Below are 23,620 nucleotides of genomic sequence, written 5' to 3' on the forward strand. Positions count from 1 at the left end.
CCTGTAAAATTTTTAATTTTAATTATAAAAATAGGTACCAAAAAAATTTTTCCAGTAAATTTACTCCACAAAACCAAAGCCCATACTGTTCTTTTCCCCAAAGCCTGCATAATAGCCCAGGCTTATTAACTCGGGATTTGTTTTAATTTTAAAAGGAGCACAAAGTCCACGGATTTTCTGGTCTTTATAAGTTATTAAGCGGGTAGGAAGTTTAGTTTGAAAATGCCTTTCATCGAAGGCAAAGTCGAAATAATCTATCCGGGGTTCGCAGCCGTAGTAAACCAGGTATTTGTTTTTAAGGTTGTTTAAGAGCTTTTCCTTGTATAAGGCTTTATCTTCAACGTAGGACAGATAGGTAGGAGTGGCCTTCTCCTGACTTTTTATCGCTAAAACCAATGGTGACTTTAAAGTAAATAACTCTTCATCGGTAAAGTTTCTAAGAGGAATTGCCGCGATTTCTATGATACTTACCGGTAAAGTAATGATTTTGAAGTTTCGAAGAGCCCAAAGACCAGATGTTAAATAGTCAATAAACTCCGGCAGGGGAGAAGATACGGTAAAACTTGCCGTACCGGGGAAAACGATAATTCCTTCTTTTGTAGTTTTATAATTGGTAAAAGAAAGCGGGGAAAAAGTAAAAAACTTAAATGTTTTCTTGCCCTTGCGAAAACCAATATCATGGAGAAAAGTAGCAAGTTTTGCCGACTCTACTCCTAAACCCCGGTAGATTAGGGCTGTCAAAGCGTGTTGATAGTTGTAAGGTAGTAAGGCCTTACTTCTAACCTCGAATTTTATCAGCGCTCGCAATTACCCCAACCCTTTCCCTTTTATTCCATCCCGTAAGATTTAGGCAAATTTTTTACCTTTCTCGCTAAAATCTGGCAATATGCTACATTAATTATTTTCTTTGTATTTTTTGGTTTTCCTGCTTTATCGTTTATTATTTTACTAAAGGCCTGCAAAAAAATTTTTCCAAAAGAAAACTCCGAGGAAGTCTTTTTTGATATTCCTTCCTCGGAGTAAAAGGTTTAAATTTCTTTTTCAGGCAAAAACATCCCTTTTTAATAGTATAATTTTGGCTGGGGAGGGATTATCATGAAGGTTTTCGCTTTAATTTCTGATATCATCTATTACATTTCAACAATTTTGTTTATTTTGTTTCTTGCTGGAGTTGTTTTAGCTTTTTCGAGTATTTTTGGAGCTATATTGGGAGCTATTCTGCAAACTATTGGCGGCAAGTGGGCTTTTTGGCCTGGCTTTGTTCTTGGAGCAATAATTTTTATCATTTATTTATACGAAAATATCTTTGGTGATGATAAAACGAAAAAATCACCTTCTTTGTTTGTAGCAAAACGCCGTATAAAATTGGTAAAACATTATTTTAGAAAAAATGATCAAGTAAACATTATGTCATAACCTTTTCCTTGTTTGCCCGATTTTCCTTTTCTTCTTCCAATCTGCTGTCTAAAATGTAAAGCCGATTTTTTTGGCTTTCATGGTATTGTTTGAATGCATCTTGAAAAGGTTTACTTTCCTCTATGGAGACATTGTTATAAATTTCCTCTATAATGTTCAACAGAACTTGCTCCGTAATTTTTTGTTCATCACCGAACCATGCCAGCTAGCATAATGCAAAATGCTTTTCGTTAATATATTTAAACTCCTTACTTTTGACAAATTTACTTCTTTTTTGTATAAACGCGGCAATAAGTCAATATTTCCTGAAGCCTTTCCATCCCTTTATCGTAGGTCAGGCAAAATAAAAAATCCTGTTTTATATGGTAAAGAGCGGAAAATAACAGTCCCAGCACCATTCCAAGAAGCAATAAATAGAATTTTTACTATTCCTCCGTTTCCTTTTTAATCTTAGTAAACCTCGATTTCCCAAAAAAATAAATTCCTAACAAGATTAAATCCATCTTCCAAAACATTTTTATCAACATACAGCTTATACTTTAAAAAATTTTTTCACAAAACTTTCCGTAACTCAGCAAAAGCTCCGGGAAGTAAAATATTAAAAAGTAAAAAAAGTAATTTTAGATTATGAATTGGCAGCTTTGTTTTTTGATTGAGCAACTTTGTTAATATGAGTTTTTAATATTTCTTGAACATCAGATTTATGATTTAAGATCATGTCAGTTAACGTCGAATCAGCTATTGTTTTTATTTCTGCTACCGAAAAACCTTCAGTACTATTTGCCAGATATTCTAAAAGTTCTGCATCTATACCTTTTTCAATTTTTTGACCTAAAAACAAATCAAAATATTTTTTCCGTGCCTCTTTATCGGGATTCGGAATTAGTATTTTTTGATCAAAACGTCCCGGCCTTAATATTGCCTCATCTAAAATATCTATCCGGTTAGTTGCCGCTATTAATAAAACATCATCAACCTTTTCAAACCCATCCATTTGCGTTAAAAGAATGTTTATTAAAATATCAGAAGCAGAATTAAGGGTTTCTGCCCTCCTCTTCTTAGCTATAGCATCTATCTCATCAAAAAAGATAATCGCCGGACGTAATGCTTTAGCATTGGCAAAAAGCTCAAGTAACGTCTTCTCCGCTGCCCCAACCAGTTGCCCTGAACTTATAATAGCACTGGCATTAACTACAAAAAACGGTAACCCGTAAGCCTGAGCTACTGTCCTGGCAAAGTTCGTTTTTCCATTGCCTGGCGGCCCATACAAAATAATGTTCTTCGGTACACTTAATCCCATTGCCCGAAATTTTTTGCTTGTTTCAGGATCTAAAACAATCTTTAAGCTCTTCTCAATACTCTCCACTGCTTCTTCCAGTCCGTATAAGCTCTTTAATATATTCTTATCTCCTTTTAAATAATGATATAGTTCATATTCATTTCCCATCGATACATATTTTACTACCTCATCAGTCCGTGACACCAACCGCATCGGCGCTACAAAATTCCATTCTTTATTATTAAAGTTAGTGGGCTTAACTTCTGAAATCCCATTAAATCCTTTTATTTTTTGACCTCCACTAAGATTAATTATTACAGTAGTTAAAGCGTCATTTAAAATATTATAGATAATACTTAAAACAAATTGCTGTAAACCCCAAATTAAAGCAAATACAATCATGAAAAAAACAATTTTTACCGCTCCATAACCCAGAAGAGAGCTGTACAAGGAATAATAAGGCAAATCTGAAGGAGAATATATTTGAAAGATCCTGTATGTATTCCAAAAAGTATAAGCAAACGACAAATTATAAATAAATTTTAAAAGCGTCTGAACAAAAATAAATATCCTCAGTACCATCCCTTACAACTCCTTGTGATTTGTACCTATCAGGTATTTAAGATTTAGGAAGAAAATCTACCATTGCCATATTCCAATTTTATTTTTTCTTGCAACATCTTGCATTTCTAAAAAAAGCTTTGTATAGGGGCTTAAGTTTTGATTCTTTCCATAACTTAAATATTGAGCATACCCATTAAGCAGTAATTTTACATTTAACATATGTTCCTTAGCTTCGCGCGGTTTGCCAGAAGTCGGTTGAATATCCCATATATATACCAGAGGGTAGCCCTTTTGGTTTTTTAAAATGTGTCCATCGCTAGTATATTCAAATTCTACCCAGACAGGCTTTTTTAGCCAATTCTCCCGTAAATATTTTTTAATATCTTGCTGATTTTTGGTAGTTTGAGTGGATAGTTTTATTCCAAATAATACCACCTTAAACTTCATACCGGAAATCTTAATTGTAATTACTTCACCTTGTACATCAGTAATAATTGCCGGTCTTGTTCTTTTCAGCATTTTTTCTTCAATTTTTGCTACATCCTTTGCCACCCATAAAATCCCTAACAAACTTAATATTACAAAAATTGCAACTAACCCATCGTGATGTTTAGTTTTGCTTGCTACGGACAATACCCAATACCCCCTCTTTTTTTAAACTACTAAAGATTATTGCTATTTCAAATAGCAATTATTTTGAAACATTTTTTATTCATTTTTTCTCCATTTATAAAAAATTTCCTGCTTTTTCACCACTATAATACAATAATCGACACAAAAAAACCCCAGCCTTTTAACTGGAGTCCTAATCTTTTAAAACCACTTCTTGCTAAAATCATAAAAACTGCTTCTTCCATTATTTTCAATTCCTCGCTATTTAGTGTGGGTAAGCAAAATTAAAAATCAAGATTTAGTTTGCCACCGACCAAATAAATTATAGTTGCAAAATTATTTAATGATCTATATCCCCGGGCTTTCCTTTTAACTGCTTGAATTACACTATTTAGGCCTTCGAGAATTCCATTATTTAAATTTGAGGAAAACCAATTTGAAACGCCATTCCAGTGATTTTTTATAATTTTTGCAGCTTCAATAATTGGTTCATGACGGCTATGGGTAGCCCAAAAGTACCACTTTTTCCAAAACTGTTCTGCTTCGACCCGTGATAACTGCCAAAGTTCTTGAAAACTTAACTTTATGTTATAGGCTTTTGCGGTTTTTATATTCCGATTTTTTAAGGATAACAGCTTTTCTTTTTGATTTTTTGTTAAATTTCTAATGCTTTTCAACCAAAGATATTTAGTACCTTTTAGTTCTGGACGTTCCTTTTGTTCTGCCCGGCGAACTTTGTCTACTGCTTCATTGATGATCTTCATTACATGAAATTTATCAAAGGTTAAATTAGCTTTTGGGAAAAATAAACGAGCTCCTTTAATAAAAGCAGGGGACATATCAATGCAGATTTCTTTTATTTTTTCTGGATTACCATTATGCAATAGTAACTCATTTCTGAATTTCTCTATAGTCTCAAAGTCTTTTCCAGGGGTTACAAAAAGTATTTTAGAACGTTCTAAATCAGCAAATATAGTTACATAATCATGTCCCCGCTTAAATGATGTCTCATCTACCCCTATTTTTGTAATATTTGAATAATCTTCTTTTTGCCGTGCTTTTGCAACATAATAAGAAAGAATTCGCCATAACCTGGTATCGTGTTCATTAACCATTCGGGCAATAGCTTTTACTGGCATTTCTTTAGCTAAGGTCATAATATAAACTTCAAAAAGTAAGGTAAAACCAGAACCGGGCCAATACCTTTATTGAAAAATATCGATATCTCTCGTTCTCATCACTTCTAATGTGATAATACCACATCAGAAGCTTTTACCCATACTATTTAGCGAAAAGCCTTTTTAAATTATTAAAAATACCTATTGTTTTAAACTTAAAAACAATTGGCTTGTTAATTTCTATGGCTCAAGCTATACAGCACCTACCGTTCCAACCGCATATATCGGTAACTGCACCAATGTCTCCACCCACATTTATTTTACGAGTATATAATACATAAATTTTCCTGCTATTTCTCCTATTTTTATTCCGCTTAATACTACAAGAGCAACTATTATAACTAACAAAGAAACCTTAATTACAGGATAATTATTCAATTTTTTTATCAAAAAATTGACACCATCCACTCATTTCACCCCCATAAATTCAATATATATAGTCTTTTGTAATGGGTTCTTCCCAAAGGCCTCTCGCACCCGCTCTTTCCAGCTTTTTGCCTTACTTTGTTTCGGCTTCTTTATTTAATCCGGCTGCTGCTTGTTTCAATCCCAGATTGGTTCGATTAAAACAAGCTTTTATAGCCATACTAAACACCGCCTACAGAAGTTTCAATCCCAGATTGGTTCGATTAAAACGCAGCCGCATCAAAAGACTTGCTCGCGGGAATGTAGAAGTTTCAATCCCAGATTGGTTCGATTAAAACAGTCCTCGGTATACTTCAAAGATAAGCTTTTTGCCATTGTTTCAATCCCAGATTGGTTCGATTAAAACAGCCGAGGACTTTGCAGAGTACTTCAGTTCTTTCATTAGTTTCAATCCCAGATTGGTTCGATTAAAACCTCCCCGGAGAAAATTTCGCCGCTATTCCCATGGCCGTTTCAATCCCAGATTGGTTCGATTAAAACAAAAGCCATCCTTCGGGTTCTTCTGTATTTCACGTTTCAATCCCAGATTGGTTCGATTAAAACAATTTAAAAGCTATGCTTAACTTTTTTGACGATTTTGGTTTCAATCCCAGATTGGTTCGATTAAAACTAAGCTGTAAGTACCCAAACAAAAAACATCATTATGTTTCAATCCCAGATTGGTTCGATTAAAACAATTTAAAAGCTATGCTTAACTTTTTTGACGATTTTGGTTTCAATCCCAGATTGGTTCGATTAAAACTAAGCTGTAAGTACCCAAACAAAAAACATCATTATGTTTCAATCCCAGATTGGTTCGATTAAAACCCACAGCTAAAAATGGTTTATGTAAGCAAATATAATCGTTTCAATCCCAGATTGGTTCGATTAAAACCCAGTTCCGTCGGTGGAGGCCATTTCTGGCCAATTGCGAGTTTCAATCCCAGATTGGTTCGATTAAAACGGGGGTATATATATAATGACTTTAAAAGAATTAATTGTTTCAATCCCAGATTGGTTCGATTAAAACTTGCTAAGATAGTCTTTTCCCGGTTAATCAATCCTGGTTTCAATCCCACAGATTGGTTCGATTAAAACTTTTCTCCGCTTGTACCACTCTTGCACCACGTGAAAAGTTTCAATCCCAGATTGGTTCGATTAAAACCAGTGTGAAGGAAGCAGCCAAGATGCTTTCACTGGGAGTTTCAATCCCAGATTGGTTCGATTAAAACTGGGGTGTTCTACTTCCTGCGTTGTTGGAGTAGGCCAGTTTCAATCCCAGATTGGTTCGATTAAAACATAATGCCCACCTCGATCGTACCGCTGGAGGAGATACTGTTTCAATCCCAGATTGGTTCGATTAAAACCCACCGCCAGTCCGGAGCTCCATCTGCTTCGTCTAGTTTCAATCCCAGATTGGTTCGATTAAAACAAGGGAGCAAAAGGGACGCAAAAAGAGAAGTTTTAGGGGTTTCAATCCCAGATTGGTTCGATTAAAACCCAGTTCCGTCGGTGGAGGCCATTTCTGGCCAATTGCGAGTTTCAATCCCAGATTGGTTCGATTAAAACCGGGTTAAGTATGGTAGAGCCACGTTGGGGCATCGCTGTTTCAATCCCAGATTGGTTCGATTAAAACCGGAGAATATCACCGTGAAGGGGATAAACCTGCATAGTTTCAATCCCAGATTGGTTCGATTAAAACTCCGGTCCTTTGATATGCTTCATTAATTCTTTTACAGTTTCAATCCCAGATTGGTTCGATTAAAACTGATGTGTAACTTGCCCATTCAAAGGTATTCTCTGGGTTTCAATCCCAGATTGGTTCGATTAAAACAAGAAAATGAACTGTGGTTGGAAAGCGATGATGCTGTTTCAATCCCAGATTGGTTCGATTAAAACTCCGGTCCTTTGATATGCTTCATTAATTCTTTTACAGTTTCAATCCCAGATTGGTTCGATTAAAACTGATGTGTAACTTGCCCATTCAAAGGTATTCTCTGGGTTTCAATCCCAGATTGGTTCGATTAAAACAAGAAAATGAACTGTGGTTGGAAAGCGATGATGCTGTTTCAATCCCAGATTGGTTCGATTAAAACCTTTACCACTTCCAGGCATTTTCGGCCTGTCCTGCTAAGTTTCAATCCCAGATTGGTTCGATTAAAACCTGCCGCTACCTCGGCAAAAAAAGCCGAGGAGGACTTGTTTCAATCCCAGATTGGTTCGATTAAAACTCTCAATTAGAAACTGGTACAAGAGGTTTCCCATCTAAAGTTTCAATCCCAGATTGGTTCGATTAAAACATCGTTCTTGCCAGAAGTACACTTTGACCGATGCATAGTTTCAATCCCAGATTGGTTCGATTAAAACCTTGTCAAGGCTCGGCCGTAAGGCCGACAGTAGCCGTGTTTCAATCCCAGATTGGTTCGATTAAAACTCTTGCCATCATGTAGCTTCAGACCGTCAACCCATTCCCGTTTCAATCCCAGATTGGTTCGATTAAAACTTGGAGGCAGAAAAGAGATTAGAAGAAGCTTCTGAAAGTTTCAATCCCAGATTGGTTCGATTAAAACAGGCATTTCGACAAAAGTTTTGTCAAGGTTTTTAAGAGTTTCAATCCCAGATTGGTTCGATTAAAACCCGCCTAATTCCCCATCACCAACTGCTATTCTCGGTTTCAATCCCAGATTGGTTCGATTAAAACCCGGTTGGAGCTTTCCTGCTGGAAGAATTTCCTGTGTTTCAATCCCAGATTGGTTCGATTAAAACGAGGCACTTGAGAAGTGGTTAAAGCGATATGAGACGCGTTTCAATCCCAGATTGGTTCGATTAAAACCTTATAATAAAATTAAACGGCTTCGTAAATATTGAAGTTTCAATCCCAGATTGGTTCGATTAAAACTGGCCAGTGGGCATTTAGAAAAGCGCAGTGGAAACGAGTTTCAATCCCAGATTGGTTCGATTAAAACTAGAATCCGCTCTCGATGTTTTTCTCTTCGTCTACCGTTTCAATCCCAGATTGGTTCGATTAAAACTGGATATAAAGGTAATCTCAGAAAGATTGGGCCACTGTTTCAATCCCAGATTGGTTCGATTAAAACGTGTAATAAGTGATAGTGCTACTGTTGCAGAAGGAGTGTTTCAATCCCAGATTGGTTCGATTAAAACAAAAAGACATGTTTTATGTTCCCGGTAGGCTCCTTCAGTTTCAATCCCAGATTGGTTCGATTAAAACTTCCTCCCAAGAGGTACTTTCAAAGCTTGTCCAGGAGTTTCAATCCCAGATTGGTTCGATTAAAACATGGAGTTGTTTCAGCTTGCGGAACGGGAGGGGAGTTTCAATCCCAGATTGGTTCGATTAAAACGGCTTGCGGTATTGGCTTCGCAGCAGAGCCCGAGCAAGTTTCAATCCCAGATTGGTTCGATTAAAACCCTCAACATCTTCAAATGCAACCGCATAACCTTTAATGTTTCAATCCCAGATTGGTTCGATTAAAACAACCGAAAAAGCAACAACTTCTTTCTTCTTGACCATAGTTTCAATCCCAGATTGGTTCGATTAAAACTTTCGGCTGTTGCAGTATTTTTAACAATAGCTGGGTTGTTTCAATCCCAGATTGGTTCGATTAAAACCGGGGTGTTCTTTTATTGCGGCGATATAGTGTTCGCCGGTTTCAATCCCAGATTGGTTCGATTAAAACTAGAGATAGATGTGAGGGTGAAAATTGCGAGAATTTGTTTCAATCCCAGATTGGTTCGATTAAAACTGGTGGTGCGCTTTTATCACCACGTCGCCCTCTTCGAGTTTCAATCCCAGATTGGTTCGATTAAAACTATCCTGCCATTTTCATCTTTTGACGCGCAAGCTCCAGTTTCAATCCCAGATTGGTTCGATTAAAACCGGGACAAAATAGCCTGTCTTTACTGACAAGCTATTTAGTTTCAATCCCAGATTGGTTCGATTAAAACTTTTGTTGCTGCTTTTGCTGGAAATCCTGCTGAATGTGTTTCAATCCCAGATTGGTTCGATTAAAACAAAGAATTGCTTTACTATTCTGCACTCCTCCGGCGTGTTTCAATCCCAGATTGGTTCGATTAAAACAATTGTCGAAGACCCAGAAGCCAGAGAGCTTGCCCGAGTTTCAATCCCAGATTGGTTCGATTAAAACAAAAGACAGATATCAGCGAGATTTTGCGAGGTGGGGTTTCAATCCCAGATTGGTTCGATTAAAACAGGTGTAAAGGTAATAGGTAAAAAGAAAGATGCTATTGTTTCAATCCCAGATTGGTTCGATTAAAACCTTGAGAACAAAAAGCGTCGTTCGAAAAAGAACGACACGGTTTCAATCCCAGATTGGTTCGATTAAAACCTGGTTCTCCGTATGCGTTGTAGCCGGTAGTGGTTTGTTTCAATCCCAGATTGGTTCGATTAAAACGTGAAAAATATTATTCCATTCCAAGGCATATTTTCGATGTTTCAATCCCAGATTGGTTCGATTAAAACCCGGTCAGTATTACATCAGCCGACACATTCCACCGGTTTCAATCCCAGATTGGTTCGATTAAAACTAACCTTATGGCCTTACAGGTAGGCGTAGATAGTTATGGTTTCAATCCCAGATTGGTTCGATTAAAACTAAATTGCTATATTTATTATATGACGATGTTAAAGAGTTTCAATCCCAGATTGGTTCGATTAAAACTGAAAGCTTTTGCGAGAGATATATGGGATACAATGGGTTTCAATCCCAGATTGGTTCGATTAAAACAGCATAAATAAAACAATAACCCGCTAAGTAAGCGGGTGTTTCAATCCCAGATTGGTTCGATTAAAACAGGCAAAATTTCCATACTTCCCACCTGCTTTCTCTTTGGTTTCAATCCCAGATTGGTTCGATTAAAACCCAACCGTCTTATTATTTATCCCTGCCTTAAAGTTTTAGTTTCAATCCCAGATTGGTTCGATTAAAACTCGCCATGTTAGAGCCAGCCACGATGTTGAATGCGGGTTTCAATCCCAGATTGGTTCGATTAAAACTACCCCTACTGATATACCTTCTGGATTGTCCGATGCGTTTCAATCCCAGATTGGTTCGATTAAAACAATAACCGAGAAAAAAGCATTGGATATGAGCGAGTCATGTTTCAATCCCAGATTGGTTCGATTAAAACTTACCGAAGAAGAATATTTGGAAATTGTTGCTATAGTTTCAATCCCAGATTGGTTCGATTAAAACTTTGAAGTAGTTAATGAAGTAAATCGTTTAGGTATTTGTTTCAATCCCAGATTGGTTCGATTAAAACATATAATCAAATTTTTAGAAATTGAATTTCCATCTTGTTTCAATCCCAGATTGGTTCGATTAAAACAGGACTGTCAAAAAAATGTAGATATATGTTCTATATGGTTTCAATCCCAGATTGGTTCGATTAAAACGAGGGCTCAATAATAAGGGAAGTGAGCCCTGAAATCGCTGTTTCAATCCCAGATTGGTTCGATTAAAACTTTTTGGAAGGAGGCGCAGAAATGGAACAGGAAATTAGTTTCAATCCCAGATTGGTTCGATTAAAACAGCGGCGTGTCTCAATCGTATCGTCACCGTATGGCAGTTTCAATCCCAGATTGGTTCGATTAAAACGCTTTCCCAGACTGCGCTTTCAGCAATATTTGCCATGTTTCAATCCCAGATTGGTTCGATTAAAACCCATAATTAATTATAAAAGAAAAAGATTTTTAAAGAAAGAAGAAGTTTACATTTTTCATGTGAATATTGGTGCATAGTGGTAAATTTCAACTGAACGCTTATTTTTCAAAGTTTAAAGTTTATTTTCACCCTTTCGTCGACCTCCCGGGATTTTTGGGGTAACCGCAGGTCGACGAAAAACATGGTATAATATTTACTTTGATTGCATATATATTCATTTTTTATCGGTAAACTCCGGTTGAATTAAGTTGCTTATTTATGGTTTATGTAATCTTTTCGTCGACTTCCTAAAGAAATGTTCAGTATTTCACATAAATGGCATGATTAAAACTTCTTACTCTTACCTCTTTTTCCAAAAAAATAATTTTAATTGATTAATCTTAATTCAACGAAATCACCAGTGCATTTGACAAAAGCCTCCCGGGTTTGGTTAGGTACTTGCCGTTTACATAAAGGCCGCTGGAAGCTCCCCCATCAAGATTCATGGCATAATAAGCTCCAAGTTTTTGCATTATTATGGCCCATTCTTTTATAGTTGCCCTGTTAACTGTTACCAGTAAAAGTTTCTTATTTTTGGTTACACCTATACCGCTTCTGGCAAAGGAACCATCTTTGATTTTATAATGGGTAAAATTTTCTTTAAGGGGATCGGCAATTATTTTTCCTTCTTTCACTAAATAAGGTCCTGCTTCCAATACGGCATATGCTTTGCTCCAAAGGACGTTTTCTTGGTTTTCCGGCTCTATCTTAAGAGTTACGTTACTGTTTAATAAATTATCCGGTGGACATAAACTGCCGGTATTTAAGACAAATCCTTGTGGGGGAATGGAAGTTTTACCGTAAACAATTCTAATAACCTTTTGCTTTTCAACGACAATATTATAACCATCAGAATACAAAACTTCTTTTCCTACTTCAGGGGTAAACAATGTATATCCCCGCCAGCCAGGTATACGTACCGGATTTAAAGTATGCACCGGGTAAATATACGGTAGCTCCGTCCCTTCTTCACTATAAGTTGAAAAAATCACACTTATATCCCATTTTACGTATCCAAATATTACTTCATTACCTGGCAAAATACCTACCGAACAGCGTTCTCCATTACCTTTTCTAATTAATCGACCGTCAATCATTAAATTTCCGTAGGGTTCTTTATAAGCATCATAGGCTGAAAAGAAGGCCCCATTTATACCAATTAATCCTTTTTTCCTTTTAACCATCGATTCCAGGCTTTCAACCTGACCAATTTGGTTTTTGGCCAATACCGTTTGCATCTTTAATTTTTTCGTATTTAAATCGACAATCACACCTTTAACGGTAAAATTTTTATTATTAATTTTAAGTTTCTTTTCAAACACCTGATAACTATTTGCTCCTAAAGCTAACTGGGAAAATAAAATAATGTATACCAGTAAAATTGCCCCTAAAGCGATTTTTCTTGGTACCATTTTAGACCTCCAGTTATGTTCTTAATTTGTCAATTAAAACCCTGCACTCCTTGAAAATCAAGCATTTTTCTTTATCACTGTGGGCAAATTGTACCTACACATTGTTTATTTTAGCATTGTCTCTAAAAGTTCTCTTAATTCCACCGGTATAACTGCAACTTTTTCCTTACGTCCGGAAACAGTGGCTCTTCCAATAAACACCAGAGCTTTTGCCCAAAGTTTGCCCACGGTGGAAGTCGGCTCTTCCTTATCCCAGTAAAAGCTGTCATCTTTGGGCGAACCAAACTTCCTGGAAACTACCGCAAGTTTGCCAAAGCCTCCGTTATTTAAAAGATATTTTAAAAGTTCCTTTTCTTTTTCTGATAAGTTATTTACTACCCTTTGCAGGTTTTGGCGACTTGTCAGAAAAGTTGCTATTTGCTGCTCCCGGTCTTTGCGATAGCGGGCAGGCGGTAAGTTATAATGCTGTGAAATAAAGTCAATCCAGTAAACCGGCATATTTTTTAATCCCCTGGCAATCGTTGGGTTTAAAGTTATGGCCTTTTCTTCTATCACTTTCCGCAGTTCTTTTTCATAGTGAAAAACCCCTTTAGAAAACAAAGCTTCTCTTAGATAAATAACTATTTCTAAATGTTTGATCTTCTCCCGCAATTCCTGATTCTGCACATTTAATCTTTTAAGTTTATGTAAATACCTTTTAGCCCGGGCCACATCCCCAATTTCCACTAAAAGCAGCGTAAAGAAATAAAGAAACAGAGGATTATCGGGAACAATTTTTTCAATGTACTCATAAAAGTTTAGCGCTCGGTCATACTCTTTCTTCTCCCGGTAAAATTCAGCCAGATATATAGCGGCTAAAGGATAAAAGGTTCCCTTTTGCCAAAGGTTTTCAAGAATTTTAAGACCTTCTTCCAATTTCCCTCGCTCACGCAGCCTCAGCGCCTCAAAAACTATTTTATTTAAATCTTCGCGGTTGATTAAAATAAAGTCCATTTTACGAAGTTTGGTTGGGATTTCTTGATTGTTAAAAACTATGGGAATCGTGTCCTCTTCACCAAACACTCCTTTTTCTTTTAAGGCAACTGCCGCAGCAGTCTTAACTTCCATGGAATAAAGGGAGGATTTTAAAACCGTTTTGGCTAACTCTTCGCCCCAATCCCCGCCGTAGCGGACAAAATCCTCCATGCTTTTTTGCGCTAAATATTTATCTAACCTTTCAATAATTACTAATAATAAGAAAGCCTTTACTGTCCCCAGTTGCAGGATTTGTTTTAAATAATCAACATCTTCCTGGGCTTTTTTCAGCACTTCCTCCATTTCCGCTATGATACTTAACTGATACTCTATTTTAAATGGGGGAATTTCTTTTTTCTCTACCAACCGGGATACTTTCGCCAGCCCCGCAAAAAACTCGGAATGCCCTTTAATACTTTCCCAGATTTTAGCCGCTTCCTCATATTTCCCGAGATTAAAACAAGCAGCAGCTCCCAGATAATGGCTTTCCCATTTAATATGCCATTTCTGCCATTTTTTATAAAGCTCGTAAACTTTACGGTGGTCCATGAGACTGCCGGCAGCTTCCAAAACAAGAGCGGTGTATTCCAATACCGCTTGGGGAGCAGGCTGAGGGTAAAAGGCTATTAACTCCAGGTCGAAGGTTTTTTCAGCTTCCTGTAAATGACGCCGGGCTAAGAGTTCATTACCCATCGATGACTGGATTAAGGAAGCCAGGGCAAAAGTAAAAGTATTTGGAGTATATTTAAGGATGTTATTTTTATTTTTAAGAAGTGGTTCTAAAATTTTATAAGCCTTGAAAGAGTTTTTAGTTGTATAGTAAACATAAGCAAGGTTATTGCGAACCCAAACATTGTCATCTACTTTAAGAGCTTTTTCAAAATACCGCTGGGCTTCTAAAATATTACCTTTTTGTAATGCATAAATACCCTGATCCATAAATTTTTCAAAGTTACGATTGGTCATTGCTCCCATCCTTTCAAACTTTTTGCCCGTTAAAATTCCCCTCATTCCTGTTTTCGGCAACTATGCTCTTTTTCCTTCTCTTTTTTTAAAAAATTGACTTAAACCACCAAGATCCCAAGACACCCGCAAAGAGAAATCAGCGACTTAAACCAGCGTTTTGATTATCATGGGAAAAAAGTTAAAAGCTTGGGTAGCACCATTCATCCTAAGCACCTTACCAGTACGACATTTAAGGATAAATATGATAATAGCTGTGTAAACTGCCACCCTTTAAAAATTGATGTAACTCCTGCAGTAAACGAAAGAAAATAGTAATATAAGAAAATTTAAAATTTATGTAAAAAACAATAAAAGTACTTGTATATTTATAGATTTGATGTTATAAGTATTCAAAAGGCACACAACCTTCTTTTGCCCCCGGAGTATAACCTCCGGGTATTTTTTCCAGTTATTTCTATGATTTATTCCGAAAAATCGAGCTGCTAAGATTGAATATATTGGAGCTACAACAGCGTTTGAGATAATGTCTGCCCGGTTAAATCAAACTCATGAGCATTCACGAACAGGATGTTATCGGTTATTTCGTCCGAATAGTTCCTTGTCCGCCACGGATTTTTCCCAAAAGTGGTGGTGTCGGCTTTTATTACAACTGTGCCGGTCAGAAGCAAACATGTCATTAATAACAACGCCTTTATTTTTTGCATCTAAGTTAAAACCCGGCTGAAAACCGTGTTTTCTTACCTCCTTTCTATAATTCTTTTATTAAAACGTTATCCAAATCTTTTACATAACCTTTCTTGGTTACGGTTTTGTAAGTTGCCACCTTTTTGTAGCATGGGACTTTTTTGTATGCCGCTACTTTTTTGCCGTTGACTTTTTTGTAGTATTTAACGGTTACGTAGTATTTTTGGGTGACGTAAGTTTTTACTTTTACATCCCATTTAACTTCTTTCCAGCCGTAATATTTTTCATCTTTAAGAAAGGTATACGTTACTTTTTGCCCTTTCGGAAGCGTTGCTGCTTTTGTTTTGCTGTTTGGAGCGGCATACAAAGTGACTGTTCTGGTGGTGATGCCTTTCACGTTGGTGTTTTTAATGGGAAGCGGGTTTTTGACAATTTCGGTTTCATTCCAGTTTACTACTGTTACAGGAACATAATCCAAAATATTTTTTTCGTCTACACCGGTAAATTCAACATAGGCATAGTGGTCATATTTATCCTTCCATTCTCCCATTAACACCGCTTTCCCGATTACTTTATAGCTCCCATCATTTTATTCGGGGTTATACAGGCGGCATTCAAGGACGATGTATTTGCCGTTTTCCTGCAAAAACTTTAATTTCGATACTTCATTTGGGTCATCACTGGATTTTGCCGGGTCTACTACCGCATACTTTATCCCCTGCCCCTGCAGTTCCGGCGGCAAGTCGATGGTGGGAATGTCGCCCTGTTTCGTGCTGCGGTCAAGATAGTTGGTTGCCATTGTTCCATATTCCGGATTCCCTGGGTCAGGTACTTCTTGAACTCCTAAATAATACGCTATCTCTTCCAAATCCAAGTGGCTTGTTTGAATCCGCTTGTGCAGAAAGTATACTTTTTCGCCGGTGGTAGTTTGGTTTCCAGTGTCAGCAAAGACAACAGCACCGGACATTATGCCTACCAGTAAAACTAAAATTACCATCATAAAAACTCGTTTACGCATTTTTATCACCCTTCTGGTTTTTTATTTTTCTCAACAATTTTGTATTTTGTGTCTTTTCATTTTATTTTGCTTTGCTAAAATACAGTGATATTTTGCAAAAGTTGATAATGGCTTACTAAAATATTTTGCAATTTTTGCAGATTACAACTTATTTCTATGCTAATTTATTTTGAAAAATAGATGCGAGATTAATTTGCAAGTTCACACGCAACATTAATCCGGTTTCCATCCCACAATGGTTCTATTAAAACTTTTTAAATATTCTATTAATGGTTTTCTTGCATTAATGCTTTTTCTTTACCCGGAAGATTAAAGGTTTTTTAATTCCGCAGATCAACAAAATTTCAGAGCACTGTATTGATAGAGCTATTACAAGAAAAGTTAAGGCAGAAGATGTTTTGAACGCATTGCATAATCCGTTAAAAATTGGTAAAATCAAGGTAGATGATGAAGGACGAAAAAGCAAGAAATATGTTGGTGAGAAAGCTACTGTAACAGTTAATCCGGACACAGGAACAGTAATTCAGGTTAATCCGACCAGCAGTAAATATGCAAAGAGACTTAAAAAGCAAAGAGGGGAATAAAAATGTTGAAATTTAGTAAAGAAGATTATGAGTTTTTCTTTCCGCTTCTTGACAAAGAGAATCAAGAGATTCTTAAAAAAGTTGCAGTGGTAAACGAAGACGAAGTGATAATTGATGATGAAGAGATTGAAGTTGACTTATATGAATGGCTGAACGACCTTGTAGTAACAAAGGGATTTGATAAAAGATATAATCTCAACAGTATTGGACAGCGACTTGAAAAACTTAGTGATTACGTCTTTTCTATAATTGAAGAATGAAAAGCACTTACTGGGTGGAAACAGTAAGTGCTTTTATTATGTCCAAAATTTATGATTTCGCCTTTTTGGTATTGTAGGCGTAAAAGAACAAGACATCACCGGACGCGACCGGGTTAAAAAGCGAAGATGAATGAACGGAGGTTGATATTTTATGGAATGGTTAAAGAAGCTTTTAAAATCAAAAGGCGTTGCCGATGAGGTAATTCAAACCGTTGTTGCCGCTGCCGAAGAAAAATTTAAGAATTTTATCCCAAAGCACCGTTTCTCAATTTTTAATCCCGCCAGTTCTCCCAAAAAACGGTCTTCAGTAGTACCAAGATTTCTTTTATCGCATACTTGATTTTTCATCCTGGCTTAAAGCAAGTTCCGCCAAAACCTCCAACTAATAAATAACGGCTAAATTTTTATTAACTATTTTTATATTTAAGTTCAACTTTTAAAACTTCAAATTAAAAACAAAAAATTCCAGGTATTTTCTCCCGGAAGTACATCTGGTAATTGATTAGTTGAAAAAAACTGACCCCACTGGCACTTTACAACCGGAAATTCAGCCGTTAATTTCCGAAGCGGTTCTTTCCAGGTCATCCCGATACAAATTTTCAAGGTAATAATGGTTTTTTAGATCTATCGTCAATTTATCCCATAAATACAATCTTCTTTGCAATTCAATTGCGTATTCCCTCGTCAGCATACACTTAATCTCAGCAGTGTGGGGCTCGTTATTAAACTCCTCCAAAGTTTTCAGCCTTTTATCTTTACGGTCTGTGAGAAGCGCCAGGATATTTCTGCCATGTTCCTGACAATTTTCTTCCAGATAAAACCTGATAGTATGGATAAGACCGGTAATAAGAAAATGCTCTTCAATTATTCCTTTTCCGGCATATTGCCTTAAATGAGCATAAAATTCCGCTTTTAAATCCTTTAAATACTGTAAAGAGTGAAAATACTCTTCCTTATGCTTATTAAGTTTTAAAAGTTTTAGACCTCTCGCAATTCCCCCAATACTTCTTAAACACAGGGTCGTAAGCTCAATTCCATCAAAAACATACCGTTCCTTAGTTATTTCATTGATAAAAAGGTCATAGATGTGGATAAACTTATCAATCAATAAACCTTCCTGCAATTTATCCCGGAACTCCTCCCTAAACTCTTCTTTATGTAAAAGTGTTTCGCACAGGCTTTCCAAATCCAAATCAGATAGTTCGGGATTGGTGTCATAAATTGAAAGGATTAACTGATTAACATATCTGTTAAGCTGTGGTTTTAGTTTTTCAACATTTTCGCTATTTAAGTTTTTTATTAAATCTTTTAAACTCTTGTAAAACATAAACATCACCCCTTCCACGCCTCGAAAGACAGGCAATTTTATTCTTGCAAATAAGCCTTTAAACATAAAGGCATAAAACTAATTTTTCAGGGGAAACCGGTAATGCCCGACAATTCCCGGCAGCCACCATAAAAGTTCATCCGCCTCGCGGGGATAAGGGCCGGCGTTGTGGATGATAAAGGGTACACCGTCCGGCCGTCGTTTATCCGAGATGATAGCTATATGCTGGGGGTTTTTAAAAACTACGATATCGCCCCCCTGCCATTCTTTTAAGTTTTTCGGGTCGCCGGGGATAAGTTTTAAGGTGAGGCTTTGGGCGTGACGACGGAAGAAAACGTCTAAATTTGGTACCCGACGAAAGTCGATGTTGGGATCGGGTTTGCCTCCTACCCGGGGGTAAGCTTCGGGATGTTCTTTTATGTCTTGATCGACCATCTCTTTTAAATCATACCCGGCGTTTTTAAAAGCCCGCCAAATAACATCGGTGCATACTCCTTCATTATCCGGAGGATAGCCCCCCCGGTAATATGCACTTTTATAGCGGGGTTTCCTGGCGACTTCCAGCCGCGCTCCCTGGACAATATCATCTAAATCATAAAGGCCGTCGCCATCCTGGTCGTGGCGGATAACTACTTTTTCGACTTTGACCTTCGGGCCAAAAGCTTCCTTTAACGTATAGTAAGAATACTTTAGGACAAAACCGTCCCGGTAGAAAATTGAAACACTTAAAGCCAGGAAAATTAAGATAATAAGCAAAAGTTTTTTGGACATTTTTAAAACCTTCTTATTGGTAAATTTTACTAATGGTTGTTGACTTTATTTGTAAATTAACATTAGAATAAAAACAAAGCAAAAGGAGATGGTTTTATTGCCGGAACTTATAAAATTAAATATTCAAGATTTGCTCGACAAAATCCTGCCGGTTTTAAAATCCTACCCCCAAATTGAAGCAGCTTATCTATTTGGCTCAGCCCTTGTCCGGGTCCGGCCGGATAGTGATATTGATATTGCTTTACTTTTATCTCCCGACATAGATGTAGAAGATCTGGAAAGCTGGACTTTAGCCGAAGAAATTGGTCTTCATTTAACTCGTTTAGTTGGGCGAAGCTTTGATATATCCCTTTTAAATACTAAAGATTATATATTTGCCATGAATGTTTTAACAAGTGGTAAGCTTATATATGTTAAAAACAATGATCTTTTGGGGGATTTTATCGAAAAGGTAAGTTTGCGTCACCGCATGTGGTACAATTATTACAAACGGGCTCTTCTGGAGGTTGTCGAAAATGACCGCAAATAAATATATCGATAAGGATAGAATCTTAAGAAAAATTGCTTATATCAAGGAAGAAGTTACTCCATTAAATGAACTTTTGCAGAAAAAAACTTTTTCCGAAATATTAAAAGACACAAATAAAAGGAATAAAATACTCATTGCAGACATCCATTGAAGCAATGATCGATATAGCCTTTCATATAAGTTCAAAAGCGTTTAATAAAGCACCTGTTGATGGCCGCGATGCTTTTACAATCTTAGCTCAAAACGGGGTACTAAAAGAGGAAAATCTTTTAACTTATTTAAAAATGATAGCTTTTAGAAATAAAATTGTCCACGGTTATCAAAGTATCGAAGATGAAAAAATTTTGGAAATTGCTAAGAATAATATTTCTGATTTTAATAATTTCATTAATGAAATATTAACTTTTATTAATAACTGAAAAATCCCGGGGTTTCCCCCGGGTTCTTTATTTTGGCTGGGTTAGCACCAAATACGCTATATAAGCTAAAATTCCGTACACTCCCAGAAAAAACAGCGTCGAAAGAATCTTTTGGCCCAGTTTAAATAAAACGAGACCAGCCAGCAAGAAAAGTAGGATCCCACCGCCGTAAAGCCTTGCTATCCCTTCTGCCCCGTATAAAAAATAAAACGAAAAAGGTAGCATTAAAACCAAACTTAAGATTAAATAAACAATCTTCTTTAAAATCATCCCGGCCAAAAGTACCGCTGCCCCCACTAAAACCAGGGGCCAGCCAAAGATAGCCGGCATTAGGCTTGAAAAGAGGTCCATCTCCCCACCACCTTTAAAAGTATAAATATTTTTCGGCTGCCGTTCTAACATGCCGCTCACCTGCCGCTTTCTTCTTACCATCATCCTACCATGATTTTACAGTTAAGTAAACGGTGCATTTTTTACTTACCCCCAACCACTTACGACTTAACACCCTTTAATCCACCTGCTCTTTTAAGATTTCCCCCGGGGGAATGGCGGCGATTTTCCGCCGGTTTAAGAATTTGGCAAAAAGCCAGGTAAGTAAAAGCACGCCAAACACCAGCCCCCAGGTTTTGGCAGATACGATCATGTTAAAGGAAAAGTCGATAACTTTGGTGGCCTGGGCCATTAAGTAATTGAAAAGCCTGTAAAATAACGGTATTCCCAGGACAAAGCCGGCTAAAAACAAAAGGTCGTTACTGCCTAAAATCATAAAATTCACTTCATTATTGCTCCAGCCTAAAATTTTTAATAAGCTTATAGTGCGCCGGTTTTCCTGAATAATCAGGGAAGTCAGCACGAAAATCACCGCCAAGGCAAATAAGATGGCAACCATCCCCATGATGCTGACCGATATTTCTAAAGGTTTAGCGGTGTTTTCTAATGCTTTATTTAGATACTGTTTATCAAAAAAGGCAACGAGTTTATCTTCGGGAATAGTTAATTTTGGGTTGCTCCAGAGACCGTTATAGTAATTATCCGGCAGATTTAAAAGCTTATTTAGGTCTTCTTGGTAGATAAAAATTGTGTTGCCTAAAGTGATATCGGCTACCGCCACTATATCTAAAGAAAGTTTTTTCTTGCCTACCGTTTCTAATTCCATCAACTGCCCCGGTACCAGACCGGTTTTTTCGGAAAGAGGCTTGGAGATAACGATACCATTACCTCCAAGCTTAACCATCCCGCCTTTATCTCTAACCGTCACCATTCTGGAGCCAGGTTTAATTCCGTAAAGCTGGGCGTTTATTTTGGTTCCGGAAATCTTTGCCGGGACTACAGTAAAACTTTCGGCTCCTTCGGGCACCTGGTCTAAAGGTGAGGTCAGAAGGTACTGGTACTGAAAATGAAAGACCTCGCCAAAACTCTGGGTCATGAGCTTTCCTATGGAATCCTTGGCCGCCAGACCATAGGCAAGTAAAAAGGTGGCGAAAGCTATGCCCACGATTAAAATTATCCCCCGCGCCGCATTGATCGCCCCCTGCTTTAGAGCCATTCGGGTAAGGAAATTGGTTCCCTCGCCAATTTTCAGGAAGGGCTTTTTAAAGCGGCCTTTTTCCAGACCTTTGATTAGCTCTAAGACCGGACGCTTCATCATCCCCCTGAGGGCGAGATAAGTCACCGGGAAAATAAATACCGCCGGCAGCAGGAGTCCGGTAATTATTATCTGAGGTAGAAATTTAAAGCTTATTATGGGGATATTAAAATACGCGGCATAAAACCGGGCTAAAGGGATGGCCAGGCCTATCCCGGCAACACACCCCAGAACTGACCCAAACAACCAGAGATAAAAGGGAAAACCCAAAAGCGCCCGGAGCACTTCCCCGGAGGTATAACCCAGGGCAAAAAGCGCCCCGATTTCCTGCTGCATGGCGCCGATTTGCCGCCGTAAAACCGTAAAGAGAAGAACCGAAGCAACGACTAAAAGAAGGGTTGGAAACTGGGTAGCTATGATTTTGGCCCCTTTAATTTTCGCGTCCACATAATAAACCCGGGGATTTTCGGTGATCTTCTGCAGGGAGAGGAGAGATGCATTGGCACTAAGTTCCGAGACAAACTCATCGGTAATCTTACCCCGCACCATATAGTAGTGGTACGGCACCGGCCCTAATGTTTTTACTTCCTCCGTCGGTAGCACCGCAATGCCAAACTCGTTGGGGTCGTTTAAAAGGTCGGAATCGTTTTTAATAATGTAAATATAATCGGGCAGAGCCAAACTCCCAGCAATTTTATATTTCTTTCCACCAAAAGTTATGGTATCACCGATTTTTAACCCATTAGCTTTTAAAAATAACGGATCAATATAAATCACATCTCCCGCTTCTTCCCGGGATAAATAAGGCAGGTTAACTTTTTGGCTTTTACTCAAAACCCGCAAGGTTTTCCCCTGCCACTCCACATCTTTTTGAAAGCGTTCTTCGATTGAAAGGTTGTACTTTTGCTCAAAATAACTTACATCCACCGGCTTTAAGGTAGAAAAATGGGCAGACTCCTGGCGGTATTTTTCTTTAAAATCCCGGTAGTTTTCGGTGATATTTTCCATGGATAGCTGCAAAGACAGGTAAGTTACCACTGCAATAAAAATTAAAAATATCGTCCCCACATACTGGGCTTTATTTTTGCGAATTATCCTTCCCGGAATTTTCCCGATTACCATTACCACTCGACCTCCCGGGCGGCAATCGGCGCCGGATTTTCGCTAAATCCCGTCACCTGGCCGCTTCTCAAGGTCACAACCCCGTGACACATCCGGGCAATGGCCTGGTTGTGGGTAATTATCATTACCGTGGCTCCGGTTTCTTTATTTACCCGTTCCAGAAGCTCCAACACCTTTTTGGCATTTTGATAATCTAACGCACCGGTTGGCTCATCGCAGAGGATTAGCGGCGGCTTTTTGACCACCGCCCGGGCAATGGCTACTCTTTGCGCTTCGCCACCGGACAGCTCTAAAGGATATTTGTCTTTATGTTCCAGCATACCGACCAGCTCTAAAACCGTTTTTATGTCGGCAGGGGAAGCAGAAAGGTCCGCCGCCGCCTGGACATTTTCGTAGACGGTTAGAGTATTGATGAGGTTGTAGAACTGAAAAACAAAGCCTACCTTCTCTCTCCGGTAGCGGGTAAGTTTTTCTGGAGAATAAGAGCTGATTTCCTCACCATCCACCCATATCTTTCCCCCATCGGGCCGGTCAATCCCGCCGATTAAATTAAATAAAGTGGATTTTCCCGAACCCGACGGCCCTAAAACAGCGTAAATTTTTCCTTTTTCAAAAGTTAAACTTACCCTGTCCAGAGCTCGAACCTCCGCAGTTCCGGTTTTGTAAACTTTGGTTAAATCTTCGGTTTTAATGAACACATCCCCCACCCCTCTCCGCCTAATAGCGCACAGAAG

21 protein-coding genes, 1 pseudogene and 2 CRISPR repeat arrays are annotated in these 23,620 nt (G+C 37.8%); of the genes and pseudogenes, 7 read left to right on the forward strand and 15 right to left on the reverse strand.

Annotation, left to right across the window (positions count from 1 at the left end):
* Positions 1 to 60: 60 nt before the first annotated feature.
* The gene (cas6, locus tag CHY_RS10035) at positions 61 to 807 is read right to left on the reverse strand and encodes a CRISPR-associated endoribonuclease Cas6 (RefSeq protein WP_011345045.1); all 747 of its coding nucleotides are present in this window, start codon (positions 805 to 807) and stop codon (positions 61 to 63) included.
* Positions 808 to 1,095: 288 nt separating this feature from the next.
* Between cas6 and CHY_RS10040 the strand changes: the two genes are divergently transcribed.
* Complete coding sequence (locus tag CHY_RS10040; RefSeq protein ID WP_011345047.1) at positions 1,096 to 1,416, forward strand: hypothetical protein; 321 nt, start codon at positions 1,096 to 1,098, stop codon at positions 1,414 to 1,416.
* Positions 1,417 to 2,041: 625 nt separating this feature from the next.
* On the opposite strand, the gene CHY_RS12840 is transcribed toward CHY_RS10040, so the two are convergent.
* The 9 genes and pseudogenes from CHY_RS12840 to CHY_RS10075 form a co-directional block, all read right to left on the reverse strand.
* Positions 2,042 to 3,277, reverse strand: a complete 1,236-nt coding sequence (locus CHY_RS12840; protein ID WP_011345051.1) for an ATP-binding protein — start codon at positions 3,275 to 3,277, stop codon at positions 2,042 to 2,044.
* A 57-nt stretch (positions 3,278 to 3,334) separates the two neighbouring features.
* On the reverse strand, positions 3,335 to 3,892 hold the full coding sequence (locus CHY_RS10050; RefSeq protein ID WP_011345052.1) for a thermonuclease family protein: 558 nt from the start codon (positions 3,890 to 3,892) through the stop codon (positions 3,335 to 3,337).
* A 263-nt stretch (positions 3,893 to 4,155) separates the two neighbouring features.
* A pseudogene (locus CHY_RS10055) lies at positions 4,156 to 5,055 on the reverse strand (ISL3 family transposase); the annotation flags it as partial.
* A gap of 249 nt (positions 5,056 to 5,304) precedes the next feature.
* A complete protein-coding gene (locus tag CHY_RS13320; protein WP_011345055.1) occupies positions 5,305 to 5,457 on the reverse strand; it encodes a hypothetical protein in 153 nt (50 codons plus the stop codon).
* A gap of 132 nt (positions 5,458 to 5,589) precedes the next feature.
* Positions 5,590 to 6,485: a CRISPR direct-repeat array (repeat unit 30 nt; unit sequence GTTTCAATCCCAGATTGGTTCGATTAAAAC).
* Positions 6,486 to 6,589: 104 nt separating this feature from the next.
* Positions 6,590 to 11,156: direct repeats of the CRISPR family, unit length 30 nt; unit sequence GTTTCAATCCCAGATTGGTTCGATTAAAAC.
* Positions 11,157 to 11,536: 380 nt separating this feature from the next.
* Positions 11,537 to 12,607, reverse strand: a complete 1,071-nt coding sequence (locus CHY_RS10060; protein WP_011345056.1) for a phosphodiester glycosidase family protein — start codon at positions 12,605 to 12,607, stop codon at positions 11,537 to 11,539.
* Positions 12,608 to 12,712: 105 nt separating this feature from the next.
* Complete coding sequence (locus tag CHY_RS10065) at positions 12,713 to 14,587, reverse strand: hypothetical protein (protein ID WP_011345057.1); 1,875 nt, start codon at positions 14,585 to 14,587, stop codon at positions 12,713 to 12,715.
* A gap of 503 nt (positions 14,588 to 15,090) precedes the next feature.
* Complete coding sequence (locus tag CHY_RS13210; protein WP_162485090.1) at positions 15,091 to 15,264, reverse strand: hypothetical protein; 174 nt, start codon at positions 15,262 to 15,264, stop codon at positions 15,091 to 15,093.
* A gap of 71 nt (positions 15,265 to 15,335) precedes the next feature.
* Entirely contained in the window at positions 15,336 to 15,821 is a 486-nt protein-coding gene (locus CHY_RS10070; RefSeq protein WP_011345060.1) for a hypothetical protein, read from the reverse strand.
* A gap of 39 nt (positions 15,822 to 15,860) precedes the next feature.
* Positions 15,861 to 16,289: a hypothetical protein gene (locus CHY_RS10075; RefSeq protein ID WP_011345061.1), complete on the reverse strand. Its 429-nt coding sequence runs from the start codon at positions 16,287 to 16,289 to the stop codon at positions 15,861 to 15,863.
* A gap of 398 nt (positions 16,290 to 16,687) precedes the next feature.
* On the opposite strand from CHY_RS10075, the gene CHY_RS10080 reads away from it, so the two are divergent.
* The 3 genes from CHY_RS10080 to CHY_RS10090 all read left to right on the forward strand — a co-directional run bounded on the left by CHY_RS10080 (position 16,688) and on the right by CHY_RS10090 (position 17,473).
* Positions 16,688 to 16,873, forward strand: coding sequence for a hypothetical protein (locus CHY_RS10080; RefSeq protein ID WP_011345062.1), 186 nt, complete (start codon positions 16,688 to 16,690; stop codon positions 16,871 to 16,873).
* 2 nt (positions 16,874 to 16,875) lie between these two features.
* Positions 16,876 to 17,133: a hypothetical protein gene (locus tag CHY_RS10085; RefSeq protein ID WP_011345063.1), complete on the forward strand. Its 258-nt coding sequence runs from the start codon at positions 16,876 to 16,878 to the stop codon at positions 17,131 to 17,133.
* A 151-nt stretch (positions 17,134 to 17,284) separates the two neighbouring features.
* Positions 17,285 to 17,473, forward strand: a complete 189-nt coding sequence (locus tag CHY_RS10090) for a hypothetical protein (RefSeq protein ID WP_011345064.1) — start codon at positions 17,285 to 17,287, stop codon at positions 17,471 to 17,473.
* Between the two features lie 207 nt (positions 17,474 to 17,680).
* Here CHY_RS10090 and CHY_RS10095 read toward each other — a convergent pair whose 3' ends face one another.
* Both CHY_RS10095 and CHY_RS10100 read right to left on the reverse strand, forming a co-directional pair.
* Positions 17,681 to 18,460, reverse strand: a complete 780-nt coding sequence (locus tag CHY_RS10095) for a hypothetical protein (protein ID WP_011345066.1) — start codon at positions 18,458 to 18,460, stop codon at positions 17,681 to 17,683.
* A 78-nt stretch (positions 18,461 to 18,538) separates the two neighbouring features.
* Positions 18,539 to 19,231, reverse strand: coding sequence for a DUF1287 domain-containing protein (locus CHY_RS10100; protein ID WP_011345067.1), 693 nt, complete (start codon positions 19,229 to 19,231; stop codon positions 18,539 to 18,541).
* 97 nt (positions 19,232 to 19,328) lie between these two features.
* Here CHY_RS10100 and mntA point away from each other — a divergent pair, with 97 nt between their 5' ends.
* From mntA to hepT, 3 genes are read left to right on the forward strand one after another with little or no spacing between them, the layout of a single operon-like run.
* Positions 19,329 to 19,760, forward strand: coding sequence for a type VII toxin-antitoxin system MntA family adenylyltransferase antitoxin (gene mntA, locus CHY_RS12845; protein ID WP_049752099.1), 432 nt, complete (start codon positions 19,329 to 19,331; stop codon positions 19,758 to 19,760).
* Positions 19,747 to 19,911: a hypothetical protein gene (locus CHY_RS13215; RefSeq protein ID WP_162485091.1), complete on the forward strand. Its 165-nt coding sequence runs from the start codon at positions 19,747 to 19,749 to the stop codon at positions 19,909 to 19,911. The genes mntA and CHY_RS13215 overlap by 14 nt, the downstream gene beginning before the upstream one ends.
* Positions 19,895 to 20,179 (forward strand): type VII toxin-antitoxin system HepT family RNase toxin, encoded by a 285-nt coding sequence (gene hepT / locus CHY_RS10110; protein WP_162485092.1) that lies wholly within the window; start codon positions 19,895 to 19,897, stop codon positions 20,177 to 20,179. Before CHY_RS13215 ends, hepT begins: the two co-directional genes overlap by 17 nt.
* A gap of 27 nt (positions 20,180 to 20,206) precedes the next feature.
* Here the strand turns inward: hepT and CHY_RS10115 are convergent, their stop codons facing one another.
* From CHY_RS10115 to CHY_RS10125, 3 genes are all read right to left on the reverse strand, one after another.
* Complete coding sequence (locus CHY_RS10115) at positions 20,207 to 20,614, reverse strand: hypothetical protein (RefSeq protein ID WP_162485093.1); 408 nt, start codon at positions 20,612 to 20,614, stop codon at positions 20,207 to 20,209.
* Between the two features lie 73 nt (positions 20,615 to 20,687).
* Positions 20,688 to 22,886, reverse strand: a complete 2,199-nt coding sequence (locus tag CHY_RS10120) for an ABC transporter permease (RefSeq protein WP_011345070.1) — start codon at positions 22,884 to 22,886, stop codon at positions 20,688 to 20,690.
* On the reverse strand, positions 22,886 to 23,584 hold the full coding sequence (locus tag CHY_RS10125; RefSeq protein ID WP_011345071.1) for an ABC transporter ATP-binding protein: 699 nt from the start codon (positions 23,582 to 23,584) through the stop codon (positions 22,886 to 22,888). The genes CHY_RS10120 and CHY_RS10125 overlap by 1 nt, the downstream gene beginning before the upstream one ends.
* Positions 23,585 to 23,620 lie beyond the last annotated feature (36 nt).

The sequence above is a fragment of the Carboxydothermus hydrogenoformans Z-2901 genome, from assembly GCF_000012865.1.
Taxonomy (GTDB): Bacteria; Bacillota; Z-2901; order Carboxydothermales; family Carboxydothermaceae; genus Carboxydothermus; species Carboxydothermus hydrogenoformans.

Excerpts from the sequence above, each read along its gene's own strand:
- CHY_RS10095 (WP_011345066.1), bottom strand. The coding sequence starts at position 18,460 with ATGTTTTACAAGAGTTTAAAAGATTTAATAAAAAACTTAAATAGCGAA.
- CHY_RS10065 (WP_011345057.1), bottom strand. The coding sequence starts at position 14,587 with ATGACCAATCGTAACTTTGAAAAATTTATGGATCAGGGTATTTATGCA.
- CHY_RS10075 (WP_011345061.1), bottom strand. The coding sequence starts at position 16,289 with ATGCGTAAACGAGTTTTTATGATGGTAATTTTAGTTTTACTGGTAGGC.
- CHY_RS10085 (WP_011345063.1), top strand. The coding sequence starts at position 16,876 with ATGTTGAAATTTAGTAAAGAAGATTATGAGTTTTTCTTTCCGCTTCTT.
- CHY_RS10070 (WP_011345060.1), bottom strand. The coding sequence starts at position 15,821 with ATGGGAGAATGGAAGGATAAATATGACCACTATGCCTATGTTGAATTT.
- CHY_RS10120 (WP_011345070.1), bottom strand. The coding sequence starts at position 22,886 with ATGGTAATCGGGAAAATTCCGGGAAGGATAATTCGCAAAAATAAAGCC.
- CHY_RS12840 (WP_011345051.1), bottom strand. The coding sequence starts at position 3,277 with ATGGTACTGAGGATATTTATTTTTGTTCAGACGCTTTTAAAATTTATT.
- CHY_RS10060 (WP_011345056.1), bottom strand. The coding sequence starts at position 12,607 with ATGGTACCAAGAAAAATCGCTTTAGGGGCAATTTTACTGGTATACATT.
- CHY_RS10090 (WP_011345064.1), top strand. The coding sequence starts at position 17,285 with ATGGAATGGTTAAAGAAGCTTTTAAAATCAAAAGGCGTTGCCGATGAG.
- CHY_RS13215 (WP_162485091.1), top strand. The coding sequence starts at position 19,747 with ATGACCGCAAATAAATATATCGATAAGGATAGAATCTTAAGAAAAATT.
- CHY_RS10040 (WP_011345047.1), top strand. The coding sequence starts at position 1,096 with ATGAAGGTTTTCGCTTTAATTTCTGATATCATCTATTACATTTCAACA.
- CHY_RS10115 (WP_162485093.1), bottom strand. The coding sequence starts at position 20,614 with ATGATGGTAAGAAGAAAGCGGCAGGTGAGCGGCATGTTAGAACGGCAG.
- CHY_RS10100 (WP_011345067.1), bottom strand. The coding sequence starts at position 19,231 with ATGTCCAAAAAACTTTTGCTTATTATCTTAATTTTCCTGGCTTTAAGT.
- CHY_RS13210 (WP_162485090.1), bottom strand. The coding sequence starts at position 15,264 with ATGACATGTTTGCTTCTGACCGGCACAGTTGTAATAAAAGCCGACACC.